Consider the following 25990-nt stretch of genomic DNA (forward strand, 5'->3'; position numbering starts at 1 on the left):
TGCGGGCTATAAATGCCCCTTTTGAATTGTATCTGATAACCGGTAAATAATTTACGCCTGCGCGCTGGCACCCATAATTACTAATCGGCAGCGCACAAGGCACTATCACAATAGGAAGTAGAGAAATTCTCATTAAGGAAGGATGTGGTATGATAGAGGTTGTATTCGGTTACAAATTACTTTTTTATTCGAGAACAAAACAAGTATTTCTAATATTTTCTTTAATTAATTGTATTAAAAATCGTAGAAATATCGAATTCCTTCAAATTCAGGCACTTTTTTACTTATGAAGATGTGTATTTTGAACTGATCAAAACGGTTGAAAACTTAACAATTGTAGTAATTCCCGATCCGAATGCAACATGCCAGGCTATTGCAGACCGAGAATTTTAGACGAGTTAATGGTATTTGTTCGATGAAAGGCCAAAATTAATCGACGAATGTTCCCATCTATTTGTGGGCGAAACTAATCGTACAAAAATTGAAAATCCCAACATTCGTCCTTTCACAAGGGGAGTCAGAAAATGAGAGTTTGGAGGTTAAGCTTGTAAACGGACTTCAACAACCGCTTTAATCAACCAACAGTGGTTCGGCATTTGTCCCGTCGCCGATACGGTAGCCCCTCAGCTTACACTGAGGGGCTTTTTTGTATCAAAATTTCAGAAGCATTATAATCCTGCGTTGTTCAGAGATCGTCCTTGATGCAAAAGTGGTTCTATATCACGACCGCGGATGGGTTGCTGCCTTTTTGTTACGGCTATACATAAACTTGATCCACGATTTATCTAGTCCCTATTAAAATCTATCATGCCTATCAGCTACCACAACGCCTGATTATTGCCCCCAACAGAGCACCTGCATAATTTCCGTCGAATAGCTATTATTTCTTAACGAGATCGCAATCCGTGACCAAGCCGTCGGAGGTCAGATGCACGAGTATAAAGGTATCCGGCTGATTGGACTTCAATTGATAGGTTACTATTTCGCTTACCTGGCTTTCATGGCGTTGAATTCCCCGGCCCGCGACGTTCTCTGAATGAATAAAAGTCAATGACTTCAGAGTTTCCGGTTTCCGCATTCCTCCCGCGAAATCGCGTTTGGCTCCCAAAGTGAGGCCTGATGCTTCTTCCAATACTTTCCCGCCTTTTACCATAGCCTGCAAAGCCGCCAGGATTTTGGGTGTGCGTGACGGATCAGGATCGACATTGGTTTTTTTGGCATCGGCAAGCGGACCGATACGCGGCACTGTTCGTTCATACCTTTGACCATCGTCTTTCAGCGTGAAACCAGTCACATTTCCCTTAGCGTCTGTATTGAAGATCACTGAAACATTGCGATCAGTGGATGTAAACTTATTATTAGCGACGGGTACAAATTCTTCATCTGCAAAATCATCTTCTATCGTAAAAAGTCGCTTATTTTCGGCCTCAAAAGTGACCATTCGATTATTAAATAATTCATAGCGACCTTCGAATGCCTTTAAAGCCCTGGAATCCACATCTACCGCAGCAGGTTTAGCCGTCTTTATAGGGAAACCATCCCAATGGTAATATTCAGCGATAAAATCAACAATTCTGCCCATCATGTGCGAGTTATCATTCGCATTGATCATGATTACAATACCTTGTCCTTTATCCACACTTGCGGTCAATAACGCATCAAACCCCTCGTCACGCCCATTGTGACCGAAGCGGAGCGTGGTACTATCGCCCTGCAAAAAGACGCCAAGCCCATCCCTGTTTTTCTGATCTGTCAGCATTTGGCGGGTCATAGACCGGGATAATACATTTTCTGATTTCCCTGCATAAGCATTCTGAATACCAATCGCGAACCGGGCGAGATCGGACGGCGTAGTCCACAATCCCGCTGCTGCCATTTCAGGATAAATATGCCAGCGACCTTCCACTAAATTCCTGTTGTTGTAGTGACCGGTTGCTGTCAATTTTGCCAGTTCGGGAGGTAAAGGTTGCTGGAAGGTGCTATTTTTCATGCCCAATGGCGAAAGCACATTATTTTTCATGAATTCCGGAAACTTAGTGCCAGTCACATCCACCATCAGCTGTTGCATAACTGTATAACCGCCACCAGAGTACCTCCAGCGGGAGCCCGGAACAAAGTCTACGCGAACAGGTGGTGTGTTGGCTGGCGCTGTCCCATCCAGAATCTGAACTACCGAAGGGACTTTCGCTCCCACAGGGTATCCCGGGAATCCGTGAACCGTAAGACCAGTAGTGTGACTGAGTATGCCTCGCAGCGTAACCTTTTTGTCGTTTGTGAATTCATTGTCAGGAACTTTCCAGCTTTTAAGCTGTATGTTGACATTTTCATCCAGAACAAGTTTATTCTGTTCAACGAGATACAGAGCACCCATAGCCGCAACCGATTTACTAATTGAGCCGGCCTGAAACAAGGTATTCGTCGTGACAGGCACCTTCCCCTCCTTATCAATAAATCCATATGCCTGAGCCTTCAAGATTTTACCGTCCTGAATGATAGCCAGCGACAAACCGGGAATACCCCGCTTCTGCATCTGGCTCCTGATAAAGTCATCCAGATCATCTGCCTGGACGTGAAATACAACCAATAGAAAGAAAAGAACCAGAAAGAGGCGTTGGTTTTTCATAGATGTTTTGATAGGAATGTTTTCTATAATTTTCAACCACTGCGGTGGCCGCCACTGCGGTGGGTCGCAAAGCTAAAATGTTTCTATCCTACCGCCTGTTAATGACCTGCAAAAGAAGGTTAATGAAATGTAAATGCCGCTTAAGTAAATGCTATGTTAGTTGCATAAAACTTGCACCGATCACCTTCAATCCATCACGAAAGCGCTTCCAGACTCTGAAATATCTAAATTTTCCCTCCAATGGCGTTCCCATCATTTTTCCCCTCGCCGTCATAGTAGCGATGGAAAGTGCAGTATCGCCAATTATTTTAATGTCATCAATGATTATGGAAGCGTCGTCAATAATCATTGTTTTTGCTTTATGTGAATCTAAATCCATTTTTTTTGTCAGGATTTCTCCTGTCGGCGCAACCGCAATTAAGTCCTGGTATAACAGTTCATCAAGAATATCCACGTTACTCACAAGTTGAGCCGAAAACAGTTTGTTTTCAGCCTCAATAACATCTTGTCTGGTGATTTCTGCCTTTTCCATATTGCTATATTTTGATTTCTCTATTTGAACTTTCTGCGCCATTCTGAATCGTAACAACATAAATTTAATAGCGTGGGCCATCGCCGGCGAACTATTGATTCCGTTGTAGGTCAAGCAATTTCAAGCCTTTATTTCACGGCATCAGGTGTGGCACCATGCGCGATTTCTGCGATAACCATCCGAAAGGACAGTCAATTCTATGTCGCCAACAAACCGCTAAAATTCATTTGGGACGGCATCGCTGTTCACGAAACGAAAGTATAGCAGCTTGTTGAAAATAATTATCAGTAAAACTTGAGATTTTGTGTGCTTTGCTTGAGAAAATGGGTAGTTTCGAAGAAACAGGATCAATTTGATCGTACGATTCGACTCGCTTATCCTGAATGAGAAACAAAATGTAGATTTCGTATGTGTACCAAAACAACAGACAGTTAGAATTTGAGAATATCACCGCCGACCTGAGCCCTACAGGTAGCTCGCCAAAAACACAATAAATATCAACTACTATGCAACACATTTACGCACACTCTCTGAGATTATTAGTCCTCATTCTTATCGTTTTCCCCGGTTATGCCGACAAGTTTGTCAGGACAACCGCCGCTGGCAATGGAGACGGCTCTTCATGGGCCAATGCTTCCGCTGATTTGCAGATGATGATCAATGCAGCCGCGACCGGCGAAGCGGTATACGTTGCTGCCGGTACTTACAAACCCAATAGCTATCCGGCCGGATGTTCTGGTTGCAACACTCCGCAGGACTATACCTTCAACATGCGGGACATTAAATTGTACGGCGGCTTTCCAAATACGGGCAACCCAGGTATGGCCGACCGGGACACAAGCCTCTATAAAACCATCCTGAGCGGTGATCTGGAAGGCAATGATTGGTGGGGCGTCTCACAGTATCCCCCTTATTCATTTTACCTTTTCAATTACGACGATAATGTTCGCCATGTAGTGACTTCGGTGAAGGAAACGAATGCACTTATCGATGGCATTACCATCCAGTCGGGTAATGCGAAAGCAGGCGATAGCAGCTCCCCTTTGCTGGAAGGCGAGCTGCTCGACAATAATTATGGTGGCGGCATTTTCATACGTAATTCCAATCTGACTGTCACGAATTGTAGCATTGTCCGGAATCAGGCAGCCGACGGTGCCGGGGCTTTCAATGGGAACGGGTCGCTAACAATCAGCGGATCGGTGTTAAGATACAATATTGCCTCGGGTTTTGGCGGCGGAATTTACGTTTATTCGGCTGTCCGGCTGGAGATCAACGGATCACTTATCGAATCCAACAAAGCATATGGCATACCGGCCATTTACGCGATAAATTCGGAGCTTGTCATTCGTAGAAGTTTCGTTGTCAAAAATGAAGGAGAATATTCTAACCTCATTTTTTGCACAGGTCCGAAGCCTGCGGAGCTCACTAATTGTGTCTTTTACGGCAATCGTATCGGGAGTTACGGGATGTTAACTTTTAATTCGAATCTCAAAGTCAACAACTGTACGATCTTCGGCAACGTACAATTGGCCTATACCACCCTTGCCAGCGCTATTAACGTATTTGGTGAAGGCAAACTGGAAATGCGTAATACCATTATTTACGGCAATACAGCCCCCAATGGTAATTTCACCTCGCTGAGTGGCTACAACAACAAATCGTACAATTCGATAATCCAATATGCGGAGGGATACTACACGGGAACGGGAAATCTGGGATACATTAATCCTTCTTTCGTCAACGAGGCCGATCCCGATGGCCCCGATAATACCTACGGGACTGCGGATGACGGCTTGCGAATCAGTAACAATTCGGTTTGTGTAGATGCGGGTATTTCGGCAGGCGCACCCACGGACGATATCCTGGGCAATCCGGTGTATAACCTCACACGCGATGTGGGCGCATATGAACAAATGGAAGGACTGGACGTGTATGCCGGGTCAGTAGAGTGTAATGCCATGGGTGTCGACAATGTGATAGGAAACGAATGGTACCACTTTACCAATAGCGGTAAAATTATGGCTATCAACCCGAATGGTATGAACCTGGGTAATGTATATGTGGATATCAGCGATGCACCCGATACGATCTCCTATAACTCGGCCACATTGCTCGGAAGGACGTTTAACGTTCGCAGCAGTCGCTATGGTACGGCCAAATTGCCATCATCGTACACCATCCGCTTTTATTTTACCGACGAGGAACTCGCGCAATACAACCTCGCCACCGCCGGGAATTTTACACCTGCCGATTTCCTGCTTTCCTATCGCGAAGGTGGGAGTGGCTGTTCACTGGCAAACTACGGAGGCACGAAAGCGGGAACTGTAAGCAAGTCGGCTACAACCAGTGGCGAATACGGACACGACAACTATGGCTTCTATCTCGAAGCGTCGCTCGATCATTTCACGATTTTCGCCGCTTCCACGGAGGAACATGCCTTGCCTGTGGAGTTGGTTTCGTTCAAAGGGGCCGCATTGGAAACCTATAACCTATTGCAATGGGAAACGGCTTTAGAGCACAACAATGCCTATTTCGAAGTGCAGCGTAGTACCGATGGCAAAACGTTCGCCCCGATCGGGGAGCATGTTCCTGGCGGCGGCGATGCGTACATTATTTCGTCTTACCGCTTCATGGACAATGCTCCTGCACCGGGCGTTAACTATTACCGGTTGAAGCAGGTGGACTGGGACGGTACCTTCGCGCTGTCGCGAATGATAGTCGTGGAGAACAAAAGAAGCCTTGCGACGCTATATCCTAATCCAGCCGGTAATGCTATCCGGGTCCGGTCGGCCGCCCCATTCGGGTATCGGATTCTGAATGCGGCGGGTACAACCTGCCTGCAAGGTGACGGTCAGGACAGCGAACCGATTAGCATAGAGACGCTGCCTGCCGGCATTTACTTTCTGGCTATCGATGGAGCCACACAAAAATTTGTAAAAGAATAGCCGGCCATCGTGTGCATTCTAACGCTTCGCCCTTGTCCAGCGCGGACGCGGGCATTGCCCACGAAATAACCACAAGGCGATGAAGGAATCAATCAGCAAAAAAGTATTGATGGCAGCTGGGATACTTCTCAGTTCGTGTGTGCTGCTAAGCTTCTTCTTGTGGTTCAAAGCGGCCTTGGTCAACGGGAACAGTTTTGAGACGACCAGGCAGTTATATCTATCGAACTATCCGCCATTCCTAAGAAACGCCCGTGTTCTCACTGCGTTGTACATTGTTGTAAATGCGTTAGCAATCATCTGCCTTCTGCGGGTTCCTTTTTCATTATCCAAACCCACTGCACTGGTCAAATTTTTCATCATTCTCAACCTCGTCATGATGATTTGGCAGATGTTCAGTTTAATGTAAAGCCCAGAACACAGCCGCGAGCCGGCTGGCGGAAGTCAAAAGATGAGTTTTACGTTATTGATAGTTGTTTTGAATGCCAGCTGTCGCCATAGCTCCAACCTTTTCCGTCCTATCTTTTTCTTAATAATAATCTTTTATAGCTCGGGACGGTAGCGTTTCAATCCGTTTTTACGACTTGGGTAAAAACAACTTAATCTGTTAGCGAAATGAAAACAAATCTTTCAAAGTGCCTCGCGTTCCTCTACCTGGCTATTCTGGCCGTTTCGTTTTCCTGCAACCGGGAAAACAACATTTCGCCTAACCCGGATGAGGGGCTGTTGGTGCAAACCAATGGTGCCGAGTATAGTAAACTGATGGCAGGACGGGAAACCTTCGATGGTACGCCGTTCGAAATCACAAAAGTGACCCGGGAAGGCAACACGTTGAAGATCGATGTGACGGGCGGCGGCGGTATCGAAAATTACAAAATCGTTTGGGATGGCTCACTGATGCTCTCCTACCCGATGCAAGCCCGGCTTGTGGTTGCATACAACACACCCGATGGCGCCCAGGATACCGCTTTGCACAATTATACGCTTGAAATGGATTTGCAAAAGTTGTTTGGAACTACGGCCAATGCGTCCGAGGTCATCGTGCACGTAGCTAATGGTTCCAAAAAGCAAGATAAGGTGGTTGATCCCAACGGAAGTACTTCCAATCCAAAGTAACACCGCGTTCTTTTCAATCACATTATCCCTGCTGGCCCCGGCGCATCCGGGGCTTGCGATGTTATCTCTCATTGTGGAATGGCTATCTGATTGTACAGCAAATGAAATACATTGGATTGAGCGCTGCGCTAAACGGGACCCCAAAGCCCAGCAATGGGTGTTCAGGCATTTTTTCGGTTTGGCAATGGGCATAAGCATCCGATATCTTCCCAGCCACGCTGCCGCCCAGGAGGCCGTCAACGATTCTTTTCTTAAAATATTCGAACAGTTGCCCCGGCAGCTGGCAGGTCTGCATTCCTTTAAAGCATGGATGCGGGCACTCGTCGTACGTACGGCCATCGACTATTTCAGAAAGGAACGCAAAAATTACCTTTCGACGAGCCTGGATGCCTACCATGAAAGCTACATGGTTGCTGAAGAAGTCGGCGATGGGCAGTCAGTGGAAGAAATCCTGCGCTTGCTCGACAAACTCCCGCCGGTTTGGAAAGTCGTCTTCAACCTTTACGAGGTGGAAGGTTACAGCCACGAAGAAATCGGAAAAATGCTGGATATCTCCACTTCGTCTTCGAGGGTGTACCTTGCCAGGGCCAAGGAGTGCCTGCGAAAAATGATCACCATTCAAAACGGTAGCCATTAAGATGTCGGATCAGGAACCCGTAGGCAAGCGAATGCTCGGCCAGCTTCGCGACCATACCGAACCTTATCAGCCAGAGGCCTGGGAACATTTTGAAGCGTTTCGTGCTGAAAAAAAAGGTAAAAGACGGACTATATTCTATTGGCTGACCGCAGCGGCCTTGCTGGTAATCTTTGGTACGGCCTTACTGCTGAACCGCGTTACCGACCGCAGCATTCGGACGAAATATTCCGTTGTACAGCACCGGGCGAATGGCCCGGACATAACTGAGGCCCCAAAACCTCTGTCCAACGATATCAACGCCCCCCGTCCATCAAAACAAGCTGGCGCAGTTAAGTCAAAGAAAGTGCATTCTGAACAAGAAAACCCGGCTGCTGAGTTGGGCAACTTCCGGGCAAAAAGGGGCAACCAACTCCCGGAGTATCCTCCCCCGGCAACTGGGCACGAGACTGTGCGCGGCAATATCACGCCTGACTTACTGTCCTCGCGGCCCTTTACATCGCCACTTACCCATTTTAGCACGCTGCATATTTCCCTCCAACAGCAGCAAATGCACATAACGCCGGAAACGGTCCGGACCATTCGCTGGGGTGTCGCCATTTCGCAGCAATCGAACCGGGCCGCACATACTGAGCCGGAGCTCAACTATGGCTTAGGCGGTGCATTGCTGGTGCCCTTGTCGGGCAAATTGGCATTGTTAACCGGCATTTCGGGAAGTAAGCAGTCATTGAATGTCGAAGAACCGGAACGTCTGACTGTCTCCGAAGGGTCGGCACAATTACAGCGCGCCCGTTATCATTGGATGAACCTGGAAGTTCCTTTACAAATCCAGTATAAGTTAAAAACTCTCAAAAACCTGGGACTCACTGCGGCAGGAGGGATCGCTTTACAAAGCAGCCTCGGGCAACAGACCGATTACCTTTACAAAAACCGGCGTACGATCACCACCTTCGCAGAAACCGCTGGTGGGCCGGTGCTGGTTTCCACTCAAACCATTGAAGAGCTGAGCTCGGTTACCGAAAATGACAAAAAACGCACATGGGCCTTTGGCAGTCCGCTGTACTTCGGGCTGGGAATCAGCTATCAATGGCAGAACACGGCCATCGAAGTGGAACCTTATGTCAAATATCCGCTGGGCGCGAGCACCGCTGAGCGACTACAACTTACCACGGTGGGCATTCATCTGCGGCTAACCGCCCCGTTCAGACGGTGATGGCCATTCGGACAATCTAACATCCTGCCACTCGGGCAGACAGTAGAAAAGCCCTCCCGCGAACTTCGGTTGAAAGGAGCTTCAACGAAATCGCAGATGAAGAAATCAACGCCTATTCCCATAGATGAGCCGCAACTGGCTGATCTGTGGAACCGTTTCCGCGAAAATGACGAGCAGGCGTTCGACGAGCTGGCTAAACGCAGATACCGGCTCCTTTTCAACTACGCGACCAGGTTCACCAAAGATACCGAGCTGATCAAGGATTGTATCCAGGATCTGTTTCTGGAACTCTGGTATCGCAGAGGCCGCCTCGCCGACACTTCGTACGTCACGGTTTACCTGATTTCAGCATTGCGGAACAATCTTCTGAGAAAGCTGAAAGTGAATACGCGCCTTGACGATTCGGTCGATATTGCTGCCAGCAGCGATATTTTCACCGACAACCTCACGGTGGAAACAATGCTAATCAGCTCTGAATCCATGTCGCAGAATGAGCGCGAGATCCGTGCTGCGATCAACCGCCTTCCAAGACGCCAGCAGGAAGTGATCTTTCTGAAATTTTATGAAGGATTATCGAACGAAGAAATCGCCAAAGTAATGGATATCGAAAAGCAGACGGTAGCCAACTTCATCTACCGGGCGATCAATCAGCTTAAAAATGACTTGCCTTCGTTCTCGAAGATAATTCCCCAAATTATCTTTCTATTTCTCTCTTCTCCGACACCGGACTTACATTCTTAACAATCAAGGTTTTGAACACAACAAATCACCTATCACCTGATTTAAATTAAATTATTTCTAAAATTTTTATCATAAAAAGAGTATCGGCTTCCCGGGACGTACTATTTCAATGCAGATAGTTTACCAAAACCGGAAAATGCAGGAATACGCTCAATACGACATCAAGAATTTCCTGGCCGACGAGGCTTTTTGCAGATGGGTGCTTCGCCAGCAGCCGGCCGATAATGCCTTTTGGGAAAACTGGCTGCGCAACAACCCCGAGCGCGCCGGTATTGTTTCAACGGCCAAAAGCTTAATTTCAGAAATTCACTACGCACAGAACTACCTGAGTGACGAGGAACTGGAAATAGAACTGCGGCGACTCTCAGCAACAAGAAAATCGGCCACTCAATCTCCCGGATACACCCAACCGGCCCGGCGCTGGCTCCGACCCGTATTGTTAGGTACAGGTGCATTGGTCTGCATTGCCACCTTGTTTTTTATTTTCGGCAATCCCCTGGGCACGCACACAAGCAGGCGAACCGCACATGCCCTTGCCGAGACGCGTAAAACCGACAAATGGATAGAAATTGTCAATGACAACGCCCGTACAAAATCAGTTTCCCTGCCCGATGGTAGTTCCATCCGGCTTTCCTCCAAAAGCAAGCTCAGCTATCCGGCGGTATTTGTCAAGGCCGAACGCGAGGTGCTGCTCAATGGCGAGGCATTTTTTGAAGTAACTAAAAATCCGCAGAGCCCTTTTAAAGTCTACACGAATGATATCGTCACGACTGTTTTGGGTACCAGCTTTACGATCAAGGCATTCGATGGGGATAAAGATGTACGGGTGATGGTAAAAACAGGAAAGGTGACCGTAGCCACGGCACACAACGAAGCCCGGGAGCCTGAAAAAAACCAACTCGTCCTTTTGCCCAATCAGCAGGTAGTCTACCATCGTGACGAGCAAAAATTGAAACGGTCGCTCATCGGCAATCCGCTGCCGGTCGGGCAACCGAATGCCGCCAACCTGGCTTTCGAAAATGCACCGGTTGCCAGGGTTTTCGAATCGCTGCAAAAGCAATATGAAGTCCAGATTATTTACGATGCCGACCTGCTGGCTGGCTGCCAGTTGACCGCCGAACTCGGCCAGGAACCGCTGTTCGAGAAGCTGGCGATGATATGTAAGGCTATTCAGGCACGCTACGAAATCATCGACGGGCAGATCATCATCCATGGAAGTTCTTGCAAATAAATACCAACTATTTCCAGACCCTTAACCCACATTCATGATCCCACTCACTCATCCGCCCTGATCATCAACAAACAAGCCGACGATGCTGTAACATCCCCGGCTTGTCCTGATTCCCCCTCTGATTGCTGCCAGTAATCCGGTTCGTCAAAACCGGAGCAGGGAACTTTTGTATCTCATTTTTTCAAAAAAGCATACATACAAATCTATGAAAATTAATACGAAACCGATCAGGATTTTATTCCAAATCATGCGCATATCAATATATCAGCTGATCCTGTCTATCCTGTGCACCTCACTGGTCGTAGCCAATGATAGCCGCGCCCAGGAATTATTGAACCGTCGGATTTCACTGGACCTGGACGATCAAAAAGTAAGTGCCGCGCTACGGCAGATCAGCCGACAGGCCGCCGTACGTTTCATGTACAGCCCGCAGGTGATCCCCGCCGAGCGCAAGGTCACATTGCATGTTCAGAATGAGACGCTCAGTACGGTTCTTGAAACCCTTTTCAAACCATTGGGTATCGGCTATGAGGTCTCGGGTAATCAGCTTGTTCTTAGCATTATCGCCGACCCAAAACCTGCCGTTCAGCAGCCTGAAGAGCAGCAACGCCCGATCGACCGAAGCATCCGGGGCTCTGTCAAAGATGAAAAAGGCGCTGCCCTACCCGGTGTAAGCATTGTGGTAAAAGGTACCCAGCGTGGCTCCCTGACCGATTCCTACGGGAATTTCGAAGTCAGCGTTCCCGACGGCGAGCATACGATCATCTTCTCTTACGTGGGTTACCTTAGCCAGGAAATGCCCGTCGGCAACCACAGCACAATGAATATAGTGCTAAAGGACGACCTGAAAGCTCTGCAGGAAGTAGTGGTGGTAGGCTACGGAACGCAAAAAAAGGTGAACCTCACCGGCTCGGTCGCTTCCGTGGAAGGCAAAGAATTGCTTAAAACGCCTGCCACCAATATCACCAATTCGCTCGTCGGTCGGCTACCGGGGCTCATTGCCGTGAATGGCAATGGAAAGCCGGGTGCAGGCTCTTCTATTTCCATCCGCGGGGCGAGCACGTTTGGCGACAACAGCGCATTGATCGTCGTCGACGGCATTATCCGCACTTTTGACCAGATCGACCCGAACGAAGTCGAAAGCATTTCCATCCTGAAAGACGCTTCCGCGACGGCGGTTTATGGTTCAAGGGCGGCCAACGGCGTAATCCTGGTCACCACCCGGCGCGGCGCAACGGGCAAGCCTACATTCAATTACAACGGCTTTGCAGGCATCCAGCAGCCGACTCAATATCCGCGGGTAATGAACGCCTATGAGTATGCGGTTACCAAAAACAAGGCAGTGCGCAATCTCGGCAAACCTATTCAATACTCCGAGCAGGAGCTGGAAGACATCCGCACAGGCGTACTGCCCGAATATGACTGGTACGGCAATACGCTGAAAAAACAATCCTTCCAGACTCAGCAGAACCTCAGCGTAAGCGGCGGGTCCGACGCGATCCGCTACTTCCTCTCACTGGGCTACCTCGATCAGGACGGGATGTACGACCGCATTAACTTCCAGCGGTACTCCATCCGCACCAACGTGGACGCGAAAATCAACAAAAACCTCACCATATCGGCCGACATCGACGCCAGCAATCGTAATACCAATCAAAGCGGCTATTCACCCGAATCAATTTTCGACGACATTGTGGCTGCCTATCCGCTCGACAAAGCCTACAATCCCGACGGGACCATTTTCTACACCCGTGAACAACACCCGGTGGAAGAGATCAAAACCGGCTATAACCGCATGCGGAACAACATTTTGCAGGCGACACTGACCGTTAAGCATGATCTGCCTTTCGTAAAAGGACTTTCCGTGACGGGCCGTGCGTCGTTCGGGCGCGAGTATTCCAATAACAAGCATTATAATGTCCCGATTTTCATGAACCGCCAGGATTCGGACGGTAACACGCTGGAAATCTATCCTTATGGCGGCTGGAATGGCAAAACTGCATTGACGCAGTCTTTCAGCGAGTATAATACGACCACGCTCAATGCCTCGCTCAACTATTCACGCAGTTTCGGGCCGCACGAGGTGGGCGGCTTGCTTCTCTTCGAGCAGCTCGATGCCAAAGGCAATAACTTTTACGGCTTCCGTACCAATTTTCCGGCGCAGGGACTCGACGAATTCCTGTATGGCGGCGAGAGTCAGAAAGATGCGAACGGCGGATCGTTTACCGACGGACGGCGCGGGGCGATCGCACGGGTCAATTACAGCTTCCAGCAGCGTTACCTGTTCGAAGCCTCGTTCAGAAGGGATGGTTCTGTGGCGTTTCCCGCGTCCAAGCGGTTCGGTTTCTTTCCGGCCGTCTCCGCCGGCTGGCGCATTATCGAAGAACCTTTCCTGAAAAACGCGTCAGGACTTGCATTTGTGGACAATTTGAAGCTTCGCGCTTCGTACGGTGTAGTCGGCAACGATCGCAATGTGTACACGGGTTATTTGCTCCGTAACCCCACCTTCCAGTATTCACAGGTTTACAATCCGTCGGGTACCATCGTTTCCGGCACGGAAGGGCTTTCCAGCATTACCCCGGGCATTCTGCCGAATCCGAATGTTACCTGGGAAACTGCAGCCGTTACCGATCTCGGCCTGGAAGGTTCCTTGTGGAAAGGGAAATTGCAATTCGAAATCGATGTTTTTTACAAAAGAACTTCCAACATCCTGCGTACGCGCATCCGCTCGATACCGGGCACGCTGGGTGCACAACTGCCGGCTGAGAACTACGCCAAAGTGGATAACAAAGGCATCGAGTTCATGCTGAGCCACCAGAACAGCTTTCAGGCATTGAAATATTTCGTCAAACTGAACGGAAGCTTCTCGCAGAACAAGGTGATTACGCTCGATGAACCGGCCAATACGCCCGATTACCTGCTGCAAACCGGCCGCCCGCTGGGGTTCATTACCGGTTATAAGGCGTTGGGATTTTTCCAGACCGACGAGGAAGTGGCCGCATATCTGCCGCAATTTAACGGCGGACAAAAAGCCGGCGACGTCAAATACGCTGACATCAACGGCGACCAGAAAGTCGACGCGAACGATCTGACCATCATTTCAATGGACAACAATATCCCGAAAGTGATCGGCGGATTGTCGTTCGGCGGCTCGCTGAAAGGTTTCGACCTGAATGTGCTTTTCCAAGCGGCGGGACGTGTGAGGCAGGTACTTTACGGCGCTGCCCGGGACTTCTTCCAGGGCGGGTCGCGCAACACCTATGTGGACTTGCTGGATCACTGGTCGCCAGAGAACCCCGACGCATTGTATCCGAGGCCCTGGGAAGGACCCAATCCCAACAATTCCCTGACTTCCAGCCTGTACCTGCGCAATTCAAGCTATATCCGGCTGAGGTCGATCGATTTGGGGTACACGCTGCCCTCTGACCTGGTCAAACGGATCGGCCTGGGTAATGTGCGGGTTTATTTCTCGGGAGCCAACCTGTTCGTATGGTCGAAAATGAAGATGTTCGACCCCGAGATCGAGAACACCACCGGTACCTATTATCCACAGCAGCGCACGCTGAACCTGGGCCTGAACCTTACTTTTTAATCAGTTAATGTTTACAGTCATGACCAAAACATTTGCCAAAACACTGCTGGTTGTTACAATCCTTATGACCACTGGCTGCAATAAAGATTTCCTGGAACGCCAGGCAACCAACTCCATCCCCGAGGAGAATATCTTCCGGGATCCGGCGCTGATCCAGCTGTTTGTCAACAATATGTACCTCGACGTGCCGGCGTTCGAGCGCAACCTGTATGACAACATCACCGACGAATCGCGCTGCTACTGGGGCGGCGGCCCGCGCAATGTGGTGCAGGGCCAATGGTTCCCGGACAATAACCCGATGGAATACTGGGCCTACGGGCCGGTGCGGAAGACAAATATGTTTCTGGACAAAATCGACGCAGCGAATATCGACGAGGAACAGAAAACGAGCTTCAAAGGACAGGTAAAATTCCTTCGGGCAATGCTCTATTTCAATATGATCAAGCGCTACGGCGGCGTGCCCGTCATTACCGAGCCGCAAGGGCTTGACGACGACCTTTTCGTAGCAAGGCAGACTACCGACGAGAGCTTCGATTTCGTGGTGAAAGAATTGGAAGAAGCCATTACACTATTGCCCGAAACGCACGGAAGCCGGGCCATCGACGTGGGCAAGGCTAACAAGCATTCGGCGAAGGCATTTCTGGGCCGCGTGCTCACCTATTGGGCCAGTACATTATACAATCCGGCGGGTGACGTGGCACGGTGGCAGAAGGCCGCGAAGATCAATAAGGAGGTAATGGAGGCCGGCAACTACAAGCTGCACGGTAATTTCCGGAACATTATGCTCGACAAGAACAATGAGGAAGAGATTTTCAGTGTACAATTTCAGAAGCCATTCCGCGAGCACGGCTGGGACTCCTGGGGCCAGCCCGATTCGCAATCCAAACAGGACGCCGTGAACCGCAGCCCGGTGCAGGAATTTGTAGACGCATTTGAGATGAAAAACGGAAAAGCAATCAACGAGCCGGGCTCCGGCTACGATCCGGCGAACCCTTATAAAAACCGTGATCCCCGATTCGACGCGACCGTGCTTTACAATGGTGCCACGTTTTTCGGGGCGACCATTTACATGTACGAGGGCGCGCCGATCGACGGCATTAACCTGCCCTACGCGACCATTACGGGTTACCTGATCCGGAAAGGCATGAATGAAGCCAACAAAGACTATTATGGCGGCGCAGGCAGCGACCAGAACTGGATCGAACTGCGCTATGCAGAGGTGCTTTTAAACTACGCCGAAGCACAAAATGAAGTGCTGAACGCGCCCGACGCCTCTGTGTATGCAGCGGTAGAAGCCGTACGCCAACGGGCAGGCCTGGTCCCATACCAGTTACCGGCCGGCCTTTCCAAAGTACAAATGCGCGAGAAGATCCGCCACGAAAGGTATATAGAGCTAAGCTTCGAAGGCAAACGCTACTGGGACCTCAGGCGATGGAAAATCGCGGAGCAGGTGCTGAATGGCAAGCAATTCCATGCGATGTACATAACCAAAAATGCCAACGGCACTTATACCTATAATCCCAAACCGGTGGACGGCATTCCCTATGTTTTTCAGGATAAGATGTATTTCATGCCCATTCCACAGCGCGAGATCGAGAAAAACCCCAAACTGACACAAAACAGCGGCTGGTAACGACTGGCGGCCATTTACGGCATTATCCGATATCCTATGAAATCTATACTTCGTCATTTCTTTCCAGCCATCCTTATTTTGTCGGTCGCTGTTGTGAAACCGTCCGCCGGACAAGCTCCTAATCCCGGTTTCGCACCCAAAACCGGCGACCGTATCGTTTTACTTGGCAACACCTTCGCCGACCGGATGCGGCATTATGGCTATTTCGAAGCATTACTTCAAAAGAACTTCCCGGGCAGGCAACTGACCCTGCGCAATATGGGATGGAGCGCTGACGAAGTAGGTTTGCAGCCGCGGCCATTAAATTTTCCGGGCTTCGGAGAAAAGACAAAGCGCCTTACCGAAGGCCAGAAGGAAGTTAAATTCCAGGGCTTTACGCATGAGGGTGAACGGATCGTAATGCCGGTCGCGCTGAATTTCGAAGGTTTGAACCAGGACCTGCACGATCAGAAGGCAGACATTGTATTCTTATGTTTTGGGATGAATGAGGCTTTCAAAGGTCCTGCGGGCTTGCCGCAATTTGAAAAAGACCTCGGCGCATTCATTCAAAACCTGCAAAACAACCAGTACAACGGCCGCTCCGCTCCTTCTCTCGTGCTTGTATCGCCGATCGCGCACGAAACCATGGGCGAACATTTCCCCAATCCTGCCGAACACAACCAAAATCTGGAATTGTATACCAAAGCGATGCAAAAAGTCGCGTCGGTGAAAGGGCTTTACTTTATCGACCTCTACACGCCTTCACTCGCCCAAATGCAGCAAAAAGGCCAGTCCAAGCTAACGATCAACGGCATTCACCTCACGGATGCAGGTTACAAACGGGCGGCCGAGTGGATGGCCCGGTCGCTGGGTTTCGGAAAGATGCCGGACTTGAACACCGAGCACAGCAGGAAATTGCTGGCCGTCATCAAAATGAAGGATGACCACTTCTTTTACCGCTGGCGTGCCGTGAACGGCGAGTACATTTACGGCCGCAGAAGGGAACCCTTCGGCGTGATCGCATTCCCGCCGGAACTGCGCAAACTGAACCAGATGGCCGCCTCGCTGGATTCTGTGATTTGGGAAATGGGAAAAAATAATGATGCTGCCGCTTTCGTAAAAGCCATTGAAATTGTCGACCGTCGCGGAAAACCTGTGGACCCGATGCTGATACCCGAGATCCCGATGACCGGCCGCCAGGGGGAAGCTGCCAAAGCGGCAGCGCACGCTCATCACGAAAAAATGTGGCCTGCCACGACCGACAAATTCAAGCTGCCGGAGGGCTATCAGATCAACCTGTTCGCTTCCGAAAAGGATTTCCCGATTGAAAAACCCGTAGCGATGAACTTCGACGCACGCGGAAGGCTCTGGGTTGCTACGATGCCTACCTACCCGCAGTACTTCCCGGGCATTCCGGTGCACGACAAAATCGTGATCCTCGAAGACACCGATGCCGACGGGAAGGCCGACAAGCATACCGTGTTTGCGGACGATCTATACCTTCCGCTGGGTTTTGAATTTGGCGATGGAGGTGTATATGTGTCGCAGGAGCCGGATATCCTCTTTCTGAAAGATATTGACGGGGATGACAAGGCCGATTTGCGCGAAGTCGTCCTGACGGGCTTCGGCTCGGAGGACAGCCACCATGCCACGCACGCATTTACCTTCGGGCAGGATGGTGCATTGTATTTCAATGAAGGTACGTTCCTGAACTCGCAGGTCGAGACGCCATATGGGCCCATACGTTCCTACGCGGGCGCGACCTACCGCTATGAGCCGCGCACCGCCAAACTGTCGCATTACATTTCCTATCCCTATTACAATCCCTGGGGCAGCATTTTCGATAAATGGGGCACACACCTGATCGGCGATGCATCCGACGGCTCCAACTATTTTGCCCCGCCCATGACCGGCAATGTCACCTATCCCGACAAGCATCCGCGCATTGAGATGTTCACTGAGACGCGCGTCAGACCGACCGCCGGTATTGAAATCGTATCCAGCAGGCAATTTCCCGACGATGTACAGGGTAACTTTTTGGTTAACAACAATATTGGCTTCCAGGGCACGAAACAGCACCGGATCATCCCGCGCGGCTCGGGCATTGGCAGCAAGGAAGTGGAAGCGATCCTGCAATCGGAAGACCCCAATTTCCGCCCCATAGATATTGAATTCGGACCCGATGGCGCCTTGTACATTGTCGATTGGTACAACCCGCTAATTTCCCACGGTGAAAACCCACCGCGCGACCCCGCCCGCGACAAATCGCACGGCCGGGTATGGCGCATCACATACAAAGGCAAGCCCGCGCTGAAAGTGATCGACCTGTCGAAGCAGAGCGTGCCGCAACTATTGGAAAACCTCAAAGCATATGAAGACCGGTTCAGGTATCGCTCACGTGCTCAAATCCGTGAAAAACAAGCCCCGGAAGTCCTGCCCGAATTGAAAAAATGGATCGCTGCATTGGATAAAAAAGATCCGCAATACGAGCATAACCTGCTCGAAGGGCTCTGGCTTTTCCAGGATTTCGATGTGGTACAGCCCGACATTTTGGAAACCTTGCTCCAAGCAAAAGAGTCCCAGGCACGCGCCGCTGCCACGAAAGTACTTCTCTATTGGCGCGATCGCATTCCCGGCGCGCTTGAATTGATGCGCGCACGGTTGAACGACCAGTCGCCCCGCGTCCGGATCGAGGCGATGGTCGCGCTGAGTTATTTCAATTCCGAACAGGCAGTAGCCGCCGCCACGGACATTTTCCAGTATCCGAGTGACTATTATATGGATTATGCCATGCACGAGACTTTCCGCTTCCTCAAACCGATCTGGCTGGCTGGCATGAAGCAGGGAAAGCGTTTTGGAAAAAACCCGAAACAGGCACAGCGATACCTGCTCAAACTTGCCAATACGCAGGAGCTCGCCGCATTACCGCAAACGTCCGAAGTGCTTACCGCAATGCTGACCAGACCCGATATCGATGCCGCTAAAAAGATCGAAGCCGTAGACCATCTTGCAAGAAATCAGCAAACCGGGAAGGTCAAAGTGCTGCTTAATGCCATTTACGAAGAAGAAAAGACCAGAAAATCAAATCAGCCCGGCACAGCCCAACAGGAGTTGACGAAACTCCTGCTTTCCAGCAAGCCAGCCGAATTGAAGGCTAGTGAGCAAGAACTGACCCGTCTGATTAACGCTGACACCAGCCAGGTAATGCAAGCCACCGGTTTTGCGGGGTGGATCAGCGCCAGGTTGCCGGAACAATCACTACAAACGGCTATTCAGGGAAAAACAGCCGCGTATCTGACCGGCATTTCCATGCTGCCGGATGCCGATTTGAGGGCTTCTTATTTTCAGAAAGTAAAAGAACTCGCACCACGCACCCCGGCAGTGGCTTATCCATTGCTCATGAAAATGACGCTCGAAAGTGAAACCAAAACGCAGCCGACGAAAGAACTGGTAGCATCGCTGAAAAACACACCCGAGCCGGTTCAGAATTCGGCGGCATTTGCGGCGGCAGTCAGGGCGATGAAGGGAATGGTGGGTGCAGTGCCGGAAAAAGAACGGAAAGAAGTGCTATCCATGCTCGAAAACATGGGAACTATCGAACTCAGATTGATAGCAGTGGAGGCCAAAATGGCATTTGATAAAAAAGCACTCACCGTACCTGCGGGCAGAGCAGTGACGCTGGTTTTCGAGAACCCAGACCTGATGCCGCATAATGTGGTTATTGTCAAACCCGGAACCGCCGAAAAAGTCGGCGAAGCAGCCGATGCGATGGCGAGCCTGAAAGATGGCTTCGAGAAACATTTCGTACCGTCCACACCGGATGTCCTATTTGCGACCCCGCTGGTCAATTCCGGAAAAATCTTCCGGTTGGAATTCAGAGCACCCACGCAGCCGGGTGAATATCCGTTTATCTGTTCATTCCCGGGACATTGGCGCGTCATGCAAGGCATATTAACTGTTACAGACACCAAAATCCCCTGAAATGCACAGATTAACACCGTATTTTCTCCTCGCCGGAATGTTATTCTCAGGCGCATGCAGCGTCGCGCAACGCTACATGCGCCTGTATCCCGAAGCAATTCCCAATTCCATTGAAGCGCCCGATCAGGAAACTTTGTCCGCCAATGCGACCGTGGATTCGCTCACGTCGCACGTGTCAATCCCAGGTCTGACTGTCTTTTTACCCAAACAAACCCACCCTAACGGAACGGCAGTCATTATATGCCCGGGTGGCGGCTACGGCACATTGCTCACAAAACGCGAGGGAAGCGATGTCGCGCGGGCATTCAACCAGCTGGGCATTACGGCGTTCGTCCTCAAATACCGGTTACCCGATGCGCAGATCATGAAAAAACCTGCTTTCGGCCCCATCCAGGACGCACAGCAAGCGATTAAAACAGTCAGGGAGCGTGCAAAGGAATTCGGTATTAATCCAGACCGGATCGGCATTATGGGTTTTTCGGCAGGAGGCCATCTCGCCTCTACGGCAGGAACGCATTTCCAAACACGTTATATCGACAAGGAGGGCAAAACCAGCCTCCGGCCTGATTTCATGATCCTGATCAACCCGGTCATCAGCTTCAACGACAGCACCGGGCATATCGGCTCCCGCGATAACCTGCTCGGTAAAAATGCCAGCCCGGAAATGATCCGTTTATTTTCAAACGAACTGCAAGTCAGTACCGTCACGCCGCCCGCATTTCTCGTGCATTCGGGCGCCGACGTCGTCGTTCCGGTTTCCAACAGCATTTCCTTTTACAACGCCTTGCAGAAAAACGGCGTTAAAGGCGCCCTGCACATCTATTCCAGGGGAGAGCATGGCTTTCTTACGTATCCGCCGTTTCGGGTGTGGTTCGACGACGTGGTGGAATGGATGCGCGCAGAGTATCTAATAAGTGCGGCGAATTAAATCAGTATTAGCCGTACTTATCAGATACTATAAAGAAAGAAAGCCGCTGGCAATGCCGGCGGCCTTAATAAATTGTCCTCAACGTTATTTATAGACAATTCCGGAATCAGGTTTCCCTTATAATTTAAAGAACCTCAGGGTTCTCGGATCGCTACCGGCATTTGTTGTAACCGTGTACAGACCAGGGGCAAGTTTACTGATATCTATTTCGCACCGGGAACCTGTTGTGGTCCCTAAGGAGGTTAATACAATGTTTCCATTCGAATCGAACAAGGTGAAGACCGGCGCCGATTTTTGGAAAAAATTGGTATTGATACTGATCTTGTCGCCGGCAGGATTTGGGTAAATCGCCGCCACTTCTCCGCTGTTGCCGGTGACGAGCAACGCCTGGATTTTAGAATACGCGTATGTTCCGTCATGGTCGATTTGTTTCAGTCGGAAATAATACCTCCCGGCAACCAGGCCATCAATAGTATACTGGTAGTGGTTAATAGCATTCCCGCCATTTTCCCCGACGAAACCTACTTTGGCAAAGTCTTTCGGGTTGTAGCCCATTTCGATTTCAAAGCCGGAATTGTTCACTTCATCGGCCGTTTTCCAGGAAAGCAATGCGGTTCCGGATTCTTTTGCCGACGCTTCGAAGGAAATCAGCCTGACAGGCATCGACGATTTTTCGATGGTGAAATTTTGATTTGATATGTCAAAAAAGACGTTCGGCGAATTGCCATCTGCTGTACTCGTGCTCGCAGCGACTCTGATCCTTGCTTCGGTGGTGCCGGTATCGGGCAAGGTAATGGCCGCAGACCCTGAATTAGGCACAGCGCTTGCAAGAACCAGGGGAAATGTGTTCCCTCCATCCAGTGAAACTGAAATATCAACCAGCGTACAATTGACTGGCGCCGCTGTCGTGCCGTTTACACTCCATTCGACGGTCAGCAAACTATTTCCCTTTTTGATCCCCGAGGGATCGTTGGTCACCAGAAAAGGTCCTGAGTTGCCGTCGATATTTACCGTTACGTTTTCCGATGTCACACCACCCAGGTTATCACGTACGGTTAGCCTGTGGGTTGTCGCAATTCCAATCGAAGGAAGCTTGTCTCCTTTCGCATAATTGGAACCGTCAAGCACCGCTGAAAGTCTGGGGAAATATCTTTTTCCCGGACTGCTGCTTTCATTGGACTGCACAGGTGGGTAAGACCTGAAAAAAGGCGGTTTGGTGTCGTCCGAAATGGTCGATGCGGTAAGCGTTGCCTTGTCGGACTCACTGCTGATGTTTGTGCCTTCCCATGAGTAGCTGAGCACATTTGCCGCATCACCGTCTGTCGCGAGCGCTTCCAATGCAAAAGGCGTGGATTTCGGGATTACATACGTCGTTTGCATAGGTGTAATTGACGGTACCGCATTGCCGGTGGCGGTTTCGGTAAAGCAATCGAGCGTGGCAATGTAGGTGTTGGCCTGGTCGAGGCTCACCGCATGGAAGTTGAGAAACGGGGCATAAGGGGTCTCATAGTCGTCATTCCCTACCAGCCCGGAACCGGGGTCACTGTTGCTGCACGTGTACCCGTAGCTCATGATCGTAGTTCCCGCGCCGGGTTCAACCGACGTTGCGAATGCGCGGGTGGTACATACAGGCACGTTGCTGTTGTACGAGTGCGACATACCGAACTGGTGCCCTACTTCATGGGCGACAAGTTGGAAATCAAAAACCTCCGCATAGGACCCGTCTCCCACCCCCGATGCCCCCTGGGCTTTCTCAGAAGGAACGCAAACCGAAGGCCTGGCGGCAAGTCCGCCACCGGACCCGCCCGTATATCCCAATACATGACCTATATCGTAGCTGGCATTACCAAGTGTAGCGTCTAGGTTTTCCTGGTTTTGCGTGAGCATCGCGTCCTGATCGTCGTTGTTATAGGGATCCGTGGCGGCGTCCGTATAAACCAGTGTTTCGTCACTTACCAATACAAAGGCCACACTCAGCTCTTTCTGGTAAACTGCGTTCAGGTTGTTTACATAGTTTGTCAACGCATTGAATGCGGAAATTTGCGTCCCTCCTTTTTGAGCTGTAAACTCGGCTGTGGCAGCCATCGCCAGTTTGAACGTCCTTAATGTGCCTCCTGTGGACAATGCGGCGCTTACCCGCTGATTGCCCGCATTTGATCCGGTTGCCTGGGGAAGTTGCGGCCCTAAATCCAACGCGCCGCACCGGTTGTTTGCATTTTTTAATGTGCTGTTCTCCGGACTTACGGCATCCCTTGCAAAATAGCTTTGATACAAACTGTCTGATGCGTTGTCATCCAACTTCTCAAAATAGACCGCGTCGTTTTCAACGCCTAAGATAATCGCACTGAATCCGCTGGAAGTGAAATTGACGCGAAGAGAATAATTTGGGTGCTGCTTTCCCTTGCCAGAATAGGTTTTGATTTCAGGATGTTTTTTCGCAACCGCCGGTGCCAGGATCGAAGATTCGAAGATCTCGAAAACCTCCACAGTACCATTGGGTAGGGGCACCTCCAATGGAATGCCATCTGCCGTCTTTCGGGGAAATTCAGGTTGCGCTGTTGCCAGGTAATTTTTCATACCCGCACTGTGTACGCGATGCACCGAAAATTTGGAAACGTTCGTGACTTCACGTGCCCGCGAGGCGTCGCTGATTTTTGTCTCAACAAAGAACCCTTTCTGTGCAGAGGCAATCTGCGAAAGAAATGCGAGTAAAAATGTAAAATGAATCTTCATATTGGATAGTTGTGAATTGATGACTGCTTGACAGGGCGACGATCGTTAATTCCTCTAATATCCCGGGAATTTCACGGGCCGTAACGTCATAGAGACGCACGAGGCAGCCCCCTTTCGCGCTAAATGCGCAAGGATTCTTCATAAAAACAGGGAAGAATTGGTGAACATGCTATCGGCGAATCATAAAACCTGTTTGTGTATACGTATACTAAAGTGAGGTGATGATCTCACTCTGGTTACAATACTGATGCGCCGCTATCAGATCTTCTATTGGGCAAATGTAAAGGGGCATCGCACAAACCTTCAAGGCTTGCTATACCGGAATTCCTGAATTTTGATACAAGTTTTGGGTCAAATTGCACTATTTATACGTCAAAATAGTACAATACCATCAAGATTCTCAAATGTGCGCATTCAGGTACGTGCTATTCCAGTTCACTGGCGAGATGTTTGATGAACACAGAGGGAGAAAGACCGGTGCAATCTTTGAATACGGCCGCAAATTGGCTGTGAGAGGAAAAGCCAGACACTGCTGCCATCGTACTGATTTTGTGCTGGCGCCAGGTTGGGTCTTTTTGCAGCATTTCAATTACGAAATTAACGCGGAGACGGTTGATATAACCATTGAAATCCGCATTCTTATCACTTTTGATCAGATAGGACAGATACTTCGTATTCGTATTAAGCAGGGTAGCCATGGAGGCCAACGAGAAGCCGCTCTCAAGAAAGGCGTCTGACTTCTCGAATTCGGCCAGTTTTTCCAGCAGATGGCGTTCCGTTTCTACCGGCATCATTCGCTTCCGGGGGCTGTCTGTGCTATTTTCGGGCGCGATATCGTCCGCCGTGAAGTCAAGCGTCAATTCCCCAACGTCCGATGCCGGCTCGCGTTCGTCGGCCGAGATTTCGATTTGCTCCCTATTTAAATCGTTGAGCACGTTCCTTACATGGGCCAACTCGCGCTTTTGCCGCTTTCTGTACACGACAAAAAAACCACCGCCCGAAAAAATTAATGTGATAGCGGCAAGGATAGTCGCATTTTTCCGGCTGTCTATGGCCTCCACCTTCACCGCATCCTGATCCAGTTGCGCATACATCTTGTTGAGCAGTTGCGCCCGTTTGTTCAGGATCGTATCGACCACCGAATTACTCTTTTCCTGTGCCGTACTCAGCTTTTTAGAATCTTTTATCAATGCATAATATCTTTTGGACAGGTCGTAGGTAACATCTTTCAATTGCAGGTACTGCGACTCATCGGCGAAGCGCTCCGCTTTGTCCAGGTAAGTCTTGGCCTCCGGCAGGCGACCGGTCTCCATCAGCGTTTCAGCCATCCCTTTGTAGATCAAACCAATAACGTAATGAAGCGGCTGGGTTTTGCTTATTTCGAGTGCTTTATGATAATGTATAAGTGCGGTGTCATAGCGGGTAAGCAGCCGGTAGTTATCTCCCAAAAGCCGCTCGTTGTTCATAATGCTGAATTCCCTGTTCTTATTGATCTTTTCAAAGCTCTTTCCTGCCTCGTTAAAGTGCCGGATTGCCTGTTCGTAGTTCTCCTCGTCCATACTTGCGAAAGCCAGTTCCTGAAGAAGCAGCCCCCGCGTACTGCTGGCCTGTTCGGCATCCTCTATTTTGGGAACGATTTCCAGCGCTTTTTGGGAATAAGCTCTGGATTTGCCATACAGCTCCATCATCCGGTAAAGGCCGGCCAGGTACGCATTGGCTCTTGTCTGCCAGGTGTAGTTGGCATTTTCCACTGCGAGCTGGTCAATCTTCAGGGCATATTCGACCGATTTTTCGAGCTCCTCCTTTTGCTGGTATAGCCTCGCTATGAGCATCAGACATCGCATGCGGTGCACCGGCACAGAAGAAGATTTGTACAGCGAGTCGGCGGAAGACACAACGGTATCCAGGTCCTTATTGGCGGCTTGCTTCCAGATCCTGTCATACGCCTGATCAAAAGCCGGTTCCTGGGCATTTGAAAAAAAGCCCGTGGCCAGCAAAAGGAAAATTAATGGATTTGACCTGCGTCTTTTGATCCAAATAATCGCGTGCCTAAGCATACAATTCAAAAGTGTATTCAGAGGGTAAATTTTGTGGACAGCCCATTTTGATCAC

At 50.0% G+C, this 25990-nt stretch carries 14 protein-coding genes; 10 read left to right on the forward strand and 4 right to left on the reverse strand.

All coding sequences use genetic code 11. The annotated features are described in order from the left end of the window. Positions 1-880: 880 nt before the first annotated feature. Positions 881-2623, reverse strand: a complete 1743-nt coding sequence (locus AC2YIT_RS16140; RefSeq protein ID WP_487279822.1) for a serine hydrolase domain-containing protein — start codon at positions 2621-2623, stop codon at positions 881-883. Between the two features lie 151 nt (positions 2624-2774). Next, positions 2775-3155, reverse strand: coding sequence for a nuclear transport factor 2 family protein (locus AC2YIT_RS16145; protein ID WP_487279823.1), 381 nt, complete (start codon positions 3153-3155; stop codon positions 2775-2777). A 506-nt stretch (positions 3156-3661) separates the two neighbouring features. Here AC2YIT_RS16145 and AC2YIT_RS16150 point away from each other — a divergent pair. The 10 genes from AC2YIT_RS16150 to AC2YIT_RS16195 all read left to right on the forward strand — a co-directional run bounded on the left by AC2YIT_RS16150 (position 3662) and on the right by AC2YIT_RS16195 (position 21145). Next, positions 3662-6100 carry a right-handed parallel beta-helix repeat-containing protein gene (locus AC2YIT_RS16150; RefSeq protein WP_430848609.1) on the forward strand — a complete coding sequence of 813 codons (2439 nt, stop codon included), beginning with the start codon at positions 3662-3664 and terminating at the stop codon, positions 6098-6100. Positions 6101-6712: 612 nt separating this feature from the next. Then, positions 6713-7213: a hypothetical protein gene (locus tag AC2YIT_RS16155; RefSeq protein WP_430848611.1), complete on the forward strand. Its 501-nt coding sequence runs from the start codon at positions 6713-6715 to the stop codon at positions 7211-7213. A 58-nt stretch (positions 7214-7271) separates the two neighbouring features. Next, positions 7272-7850: an RNA polymerase sigma factor gene (locus AC2YIT_RS16160; protein WP_430849202.1), complete on the forward strand. Its 579-nt coding sequence runs from the start codon at positions 7272-7274 to the stop codon at positions 7848-7850. Position 7851: 1 nt separating this feature from the next. Beyond that, positions 7852-9060 (forward strand): porin family protein, encoded by a 1209-nt coding sequence (locus tag AC2YIT_RS16165; RefSeq protein WP_430848613.1) that lies wholly within the window; start codon positions 7852-7854, stop codon positions 9058-9060. Positions 9061-9156: 96 nt separating this feature from the next. Next, positions 9157-9801, forward strand: coding sequence for an RNA polymerase sigma factor (locus AC2YIT_RS16170; protein WP_430848615.1), 645 nt, complete (start codon positions 9157-9159; stop codon positions 9799-9801). Positions 9802-9937: 136 nt separating this feature from the next. Beyond that, positions 9938-11032 (forward strand): FecR family protein, encoded by a 1095-nt coding sequence (locus tag AC2YIT_RS16175; protein WP_487279824.1) that lies wholly within the window; start codon positions 9938-9940, stop codon positions 11030-11032. A gap of 247 nt (positions 11033-11279) precedes the next feature. Beyond that, positions 11280-14624 carry a TonB-dependent receptor gene (locus AC2YIT_RS16180; protein WP_487279825.1) on the forward strand — a complete coding sequence of 1115 codons (3345 nt, stop codon included), beginning with the start codon at positions 11280-11282 and terminating at the stop codon, positions 14622-14624. Positions 14625-14643: 19 nt separating this feature from the next. Next, complete coding sequence (locus AC2YIT_RS16185) at positions 14644-16257, forward strand: RagB/SusD family nutrient uptake outer membrane protein (protein WP_487279826.1); 1614 nt, start codon at positions 14644-14646, stop codon at positions 16255-16257. Between the two features lie 36 nt (positions 16258-16293). Further along, positions 16294-20217, forward strand: a complete 3924-nt coding sequence (locus tag AC2YIT_RS16190) for a PVC-type heme-binding CxxCH protein (protein ID WP_487279827.1) — start codon at positions 16294-16296, stop codon at positions 20215-20217. A 1-nt stretch (position 20218) separates the two neighbouring features. Further along, the gene (locus AC2YIT_RS16195) at positions 20219-21145 is read left to right on the forward strand and encodes an alpha/beta hydrolase (RefSeq protein WP_487279828.1); all 927 of its coding nucleotides are present in this window, start codon (positions 20219-20221) and stop codon (positions 21143-21145) included. A gap of 117 nt (positions 21146-21262) precedes the next feature. Here AC2YIT_RS16195 and AC2YIT_RS16200 read toward each other — a convergent pair whose 3' ends face one another. Together AC2YIT_RS16200 and AC2YIT_RS16205 are read right to left on the reverse strand one after the other, a co-directional pair. After that, positions 21263-23878, reverse strand: coding sequence for a zinc-dependent metalloprotease (locus AC2YIT_RS16200; RefSeq protein ID WP_487279829.1), 2616 nt, complete (start codon positions 23876-23878; stop codon positions 21263-21265). Positions 23879-24303: 425 nt separating this feature from the next. Next, on the reverse strand, positions 24304-25935 hold the full coding sequence (locus AC2YIT_RS16205; protein ID WP_487279830.1) for a tetratricopeptide repeat protein: 1632 nt from the start codon (positions 25933-25935) through the stop codon (positions 24304-24306). Positions 25936-25990 lie beyond the last annotated feature (55 nt).

The sequence above is a fragment of the Dyadobacter sp. SRI_021 genome, assembly GCF_057586235.1.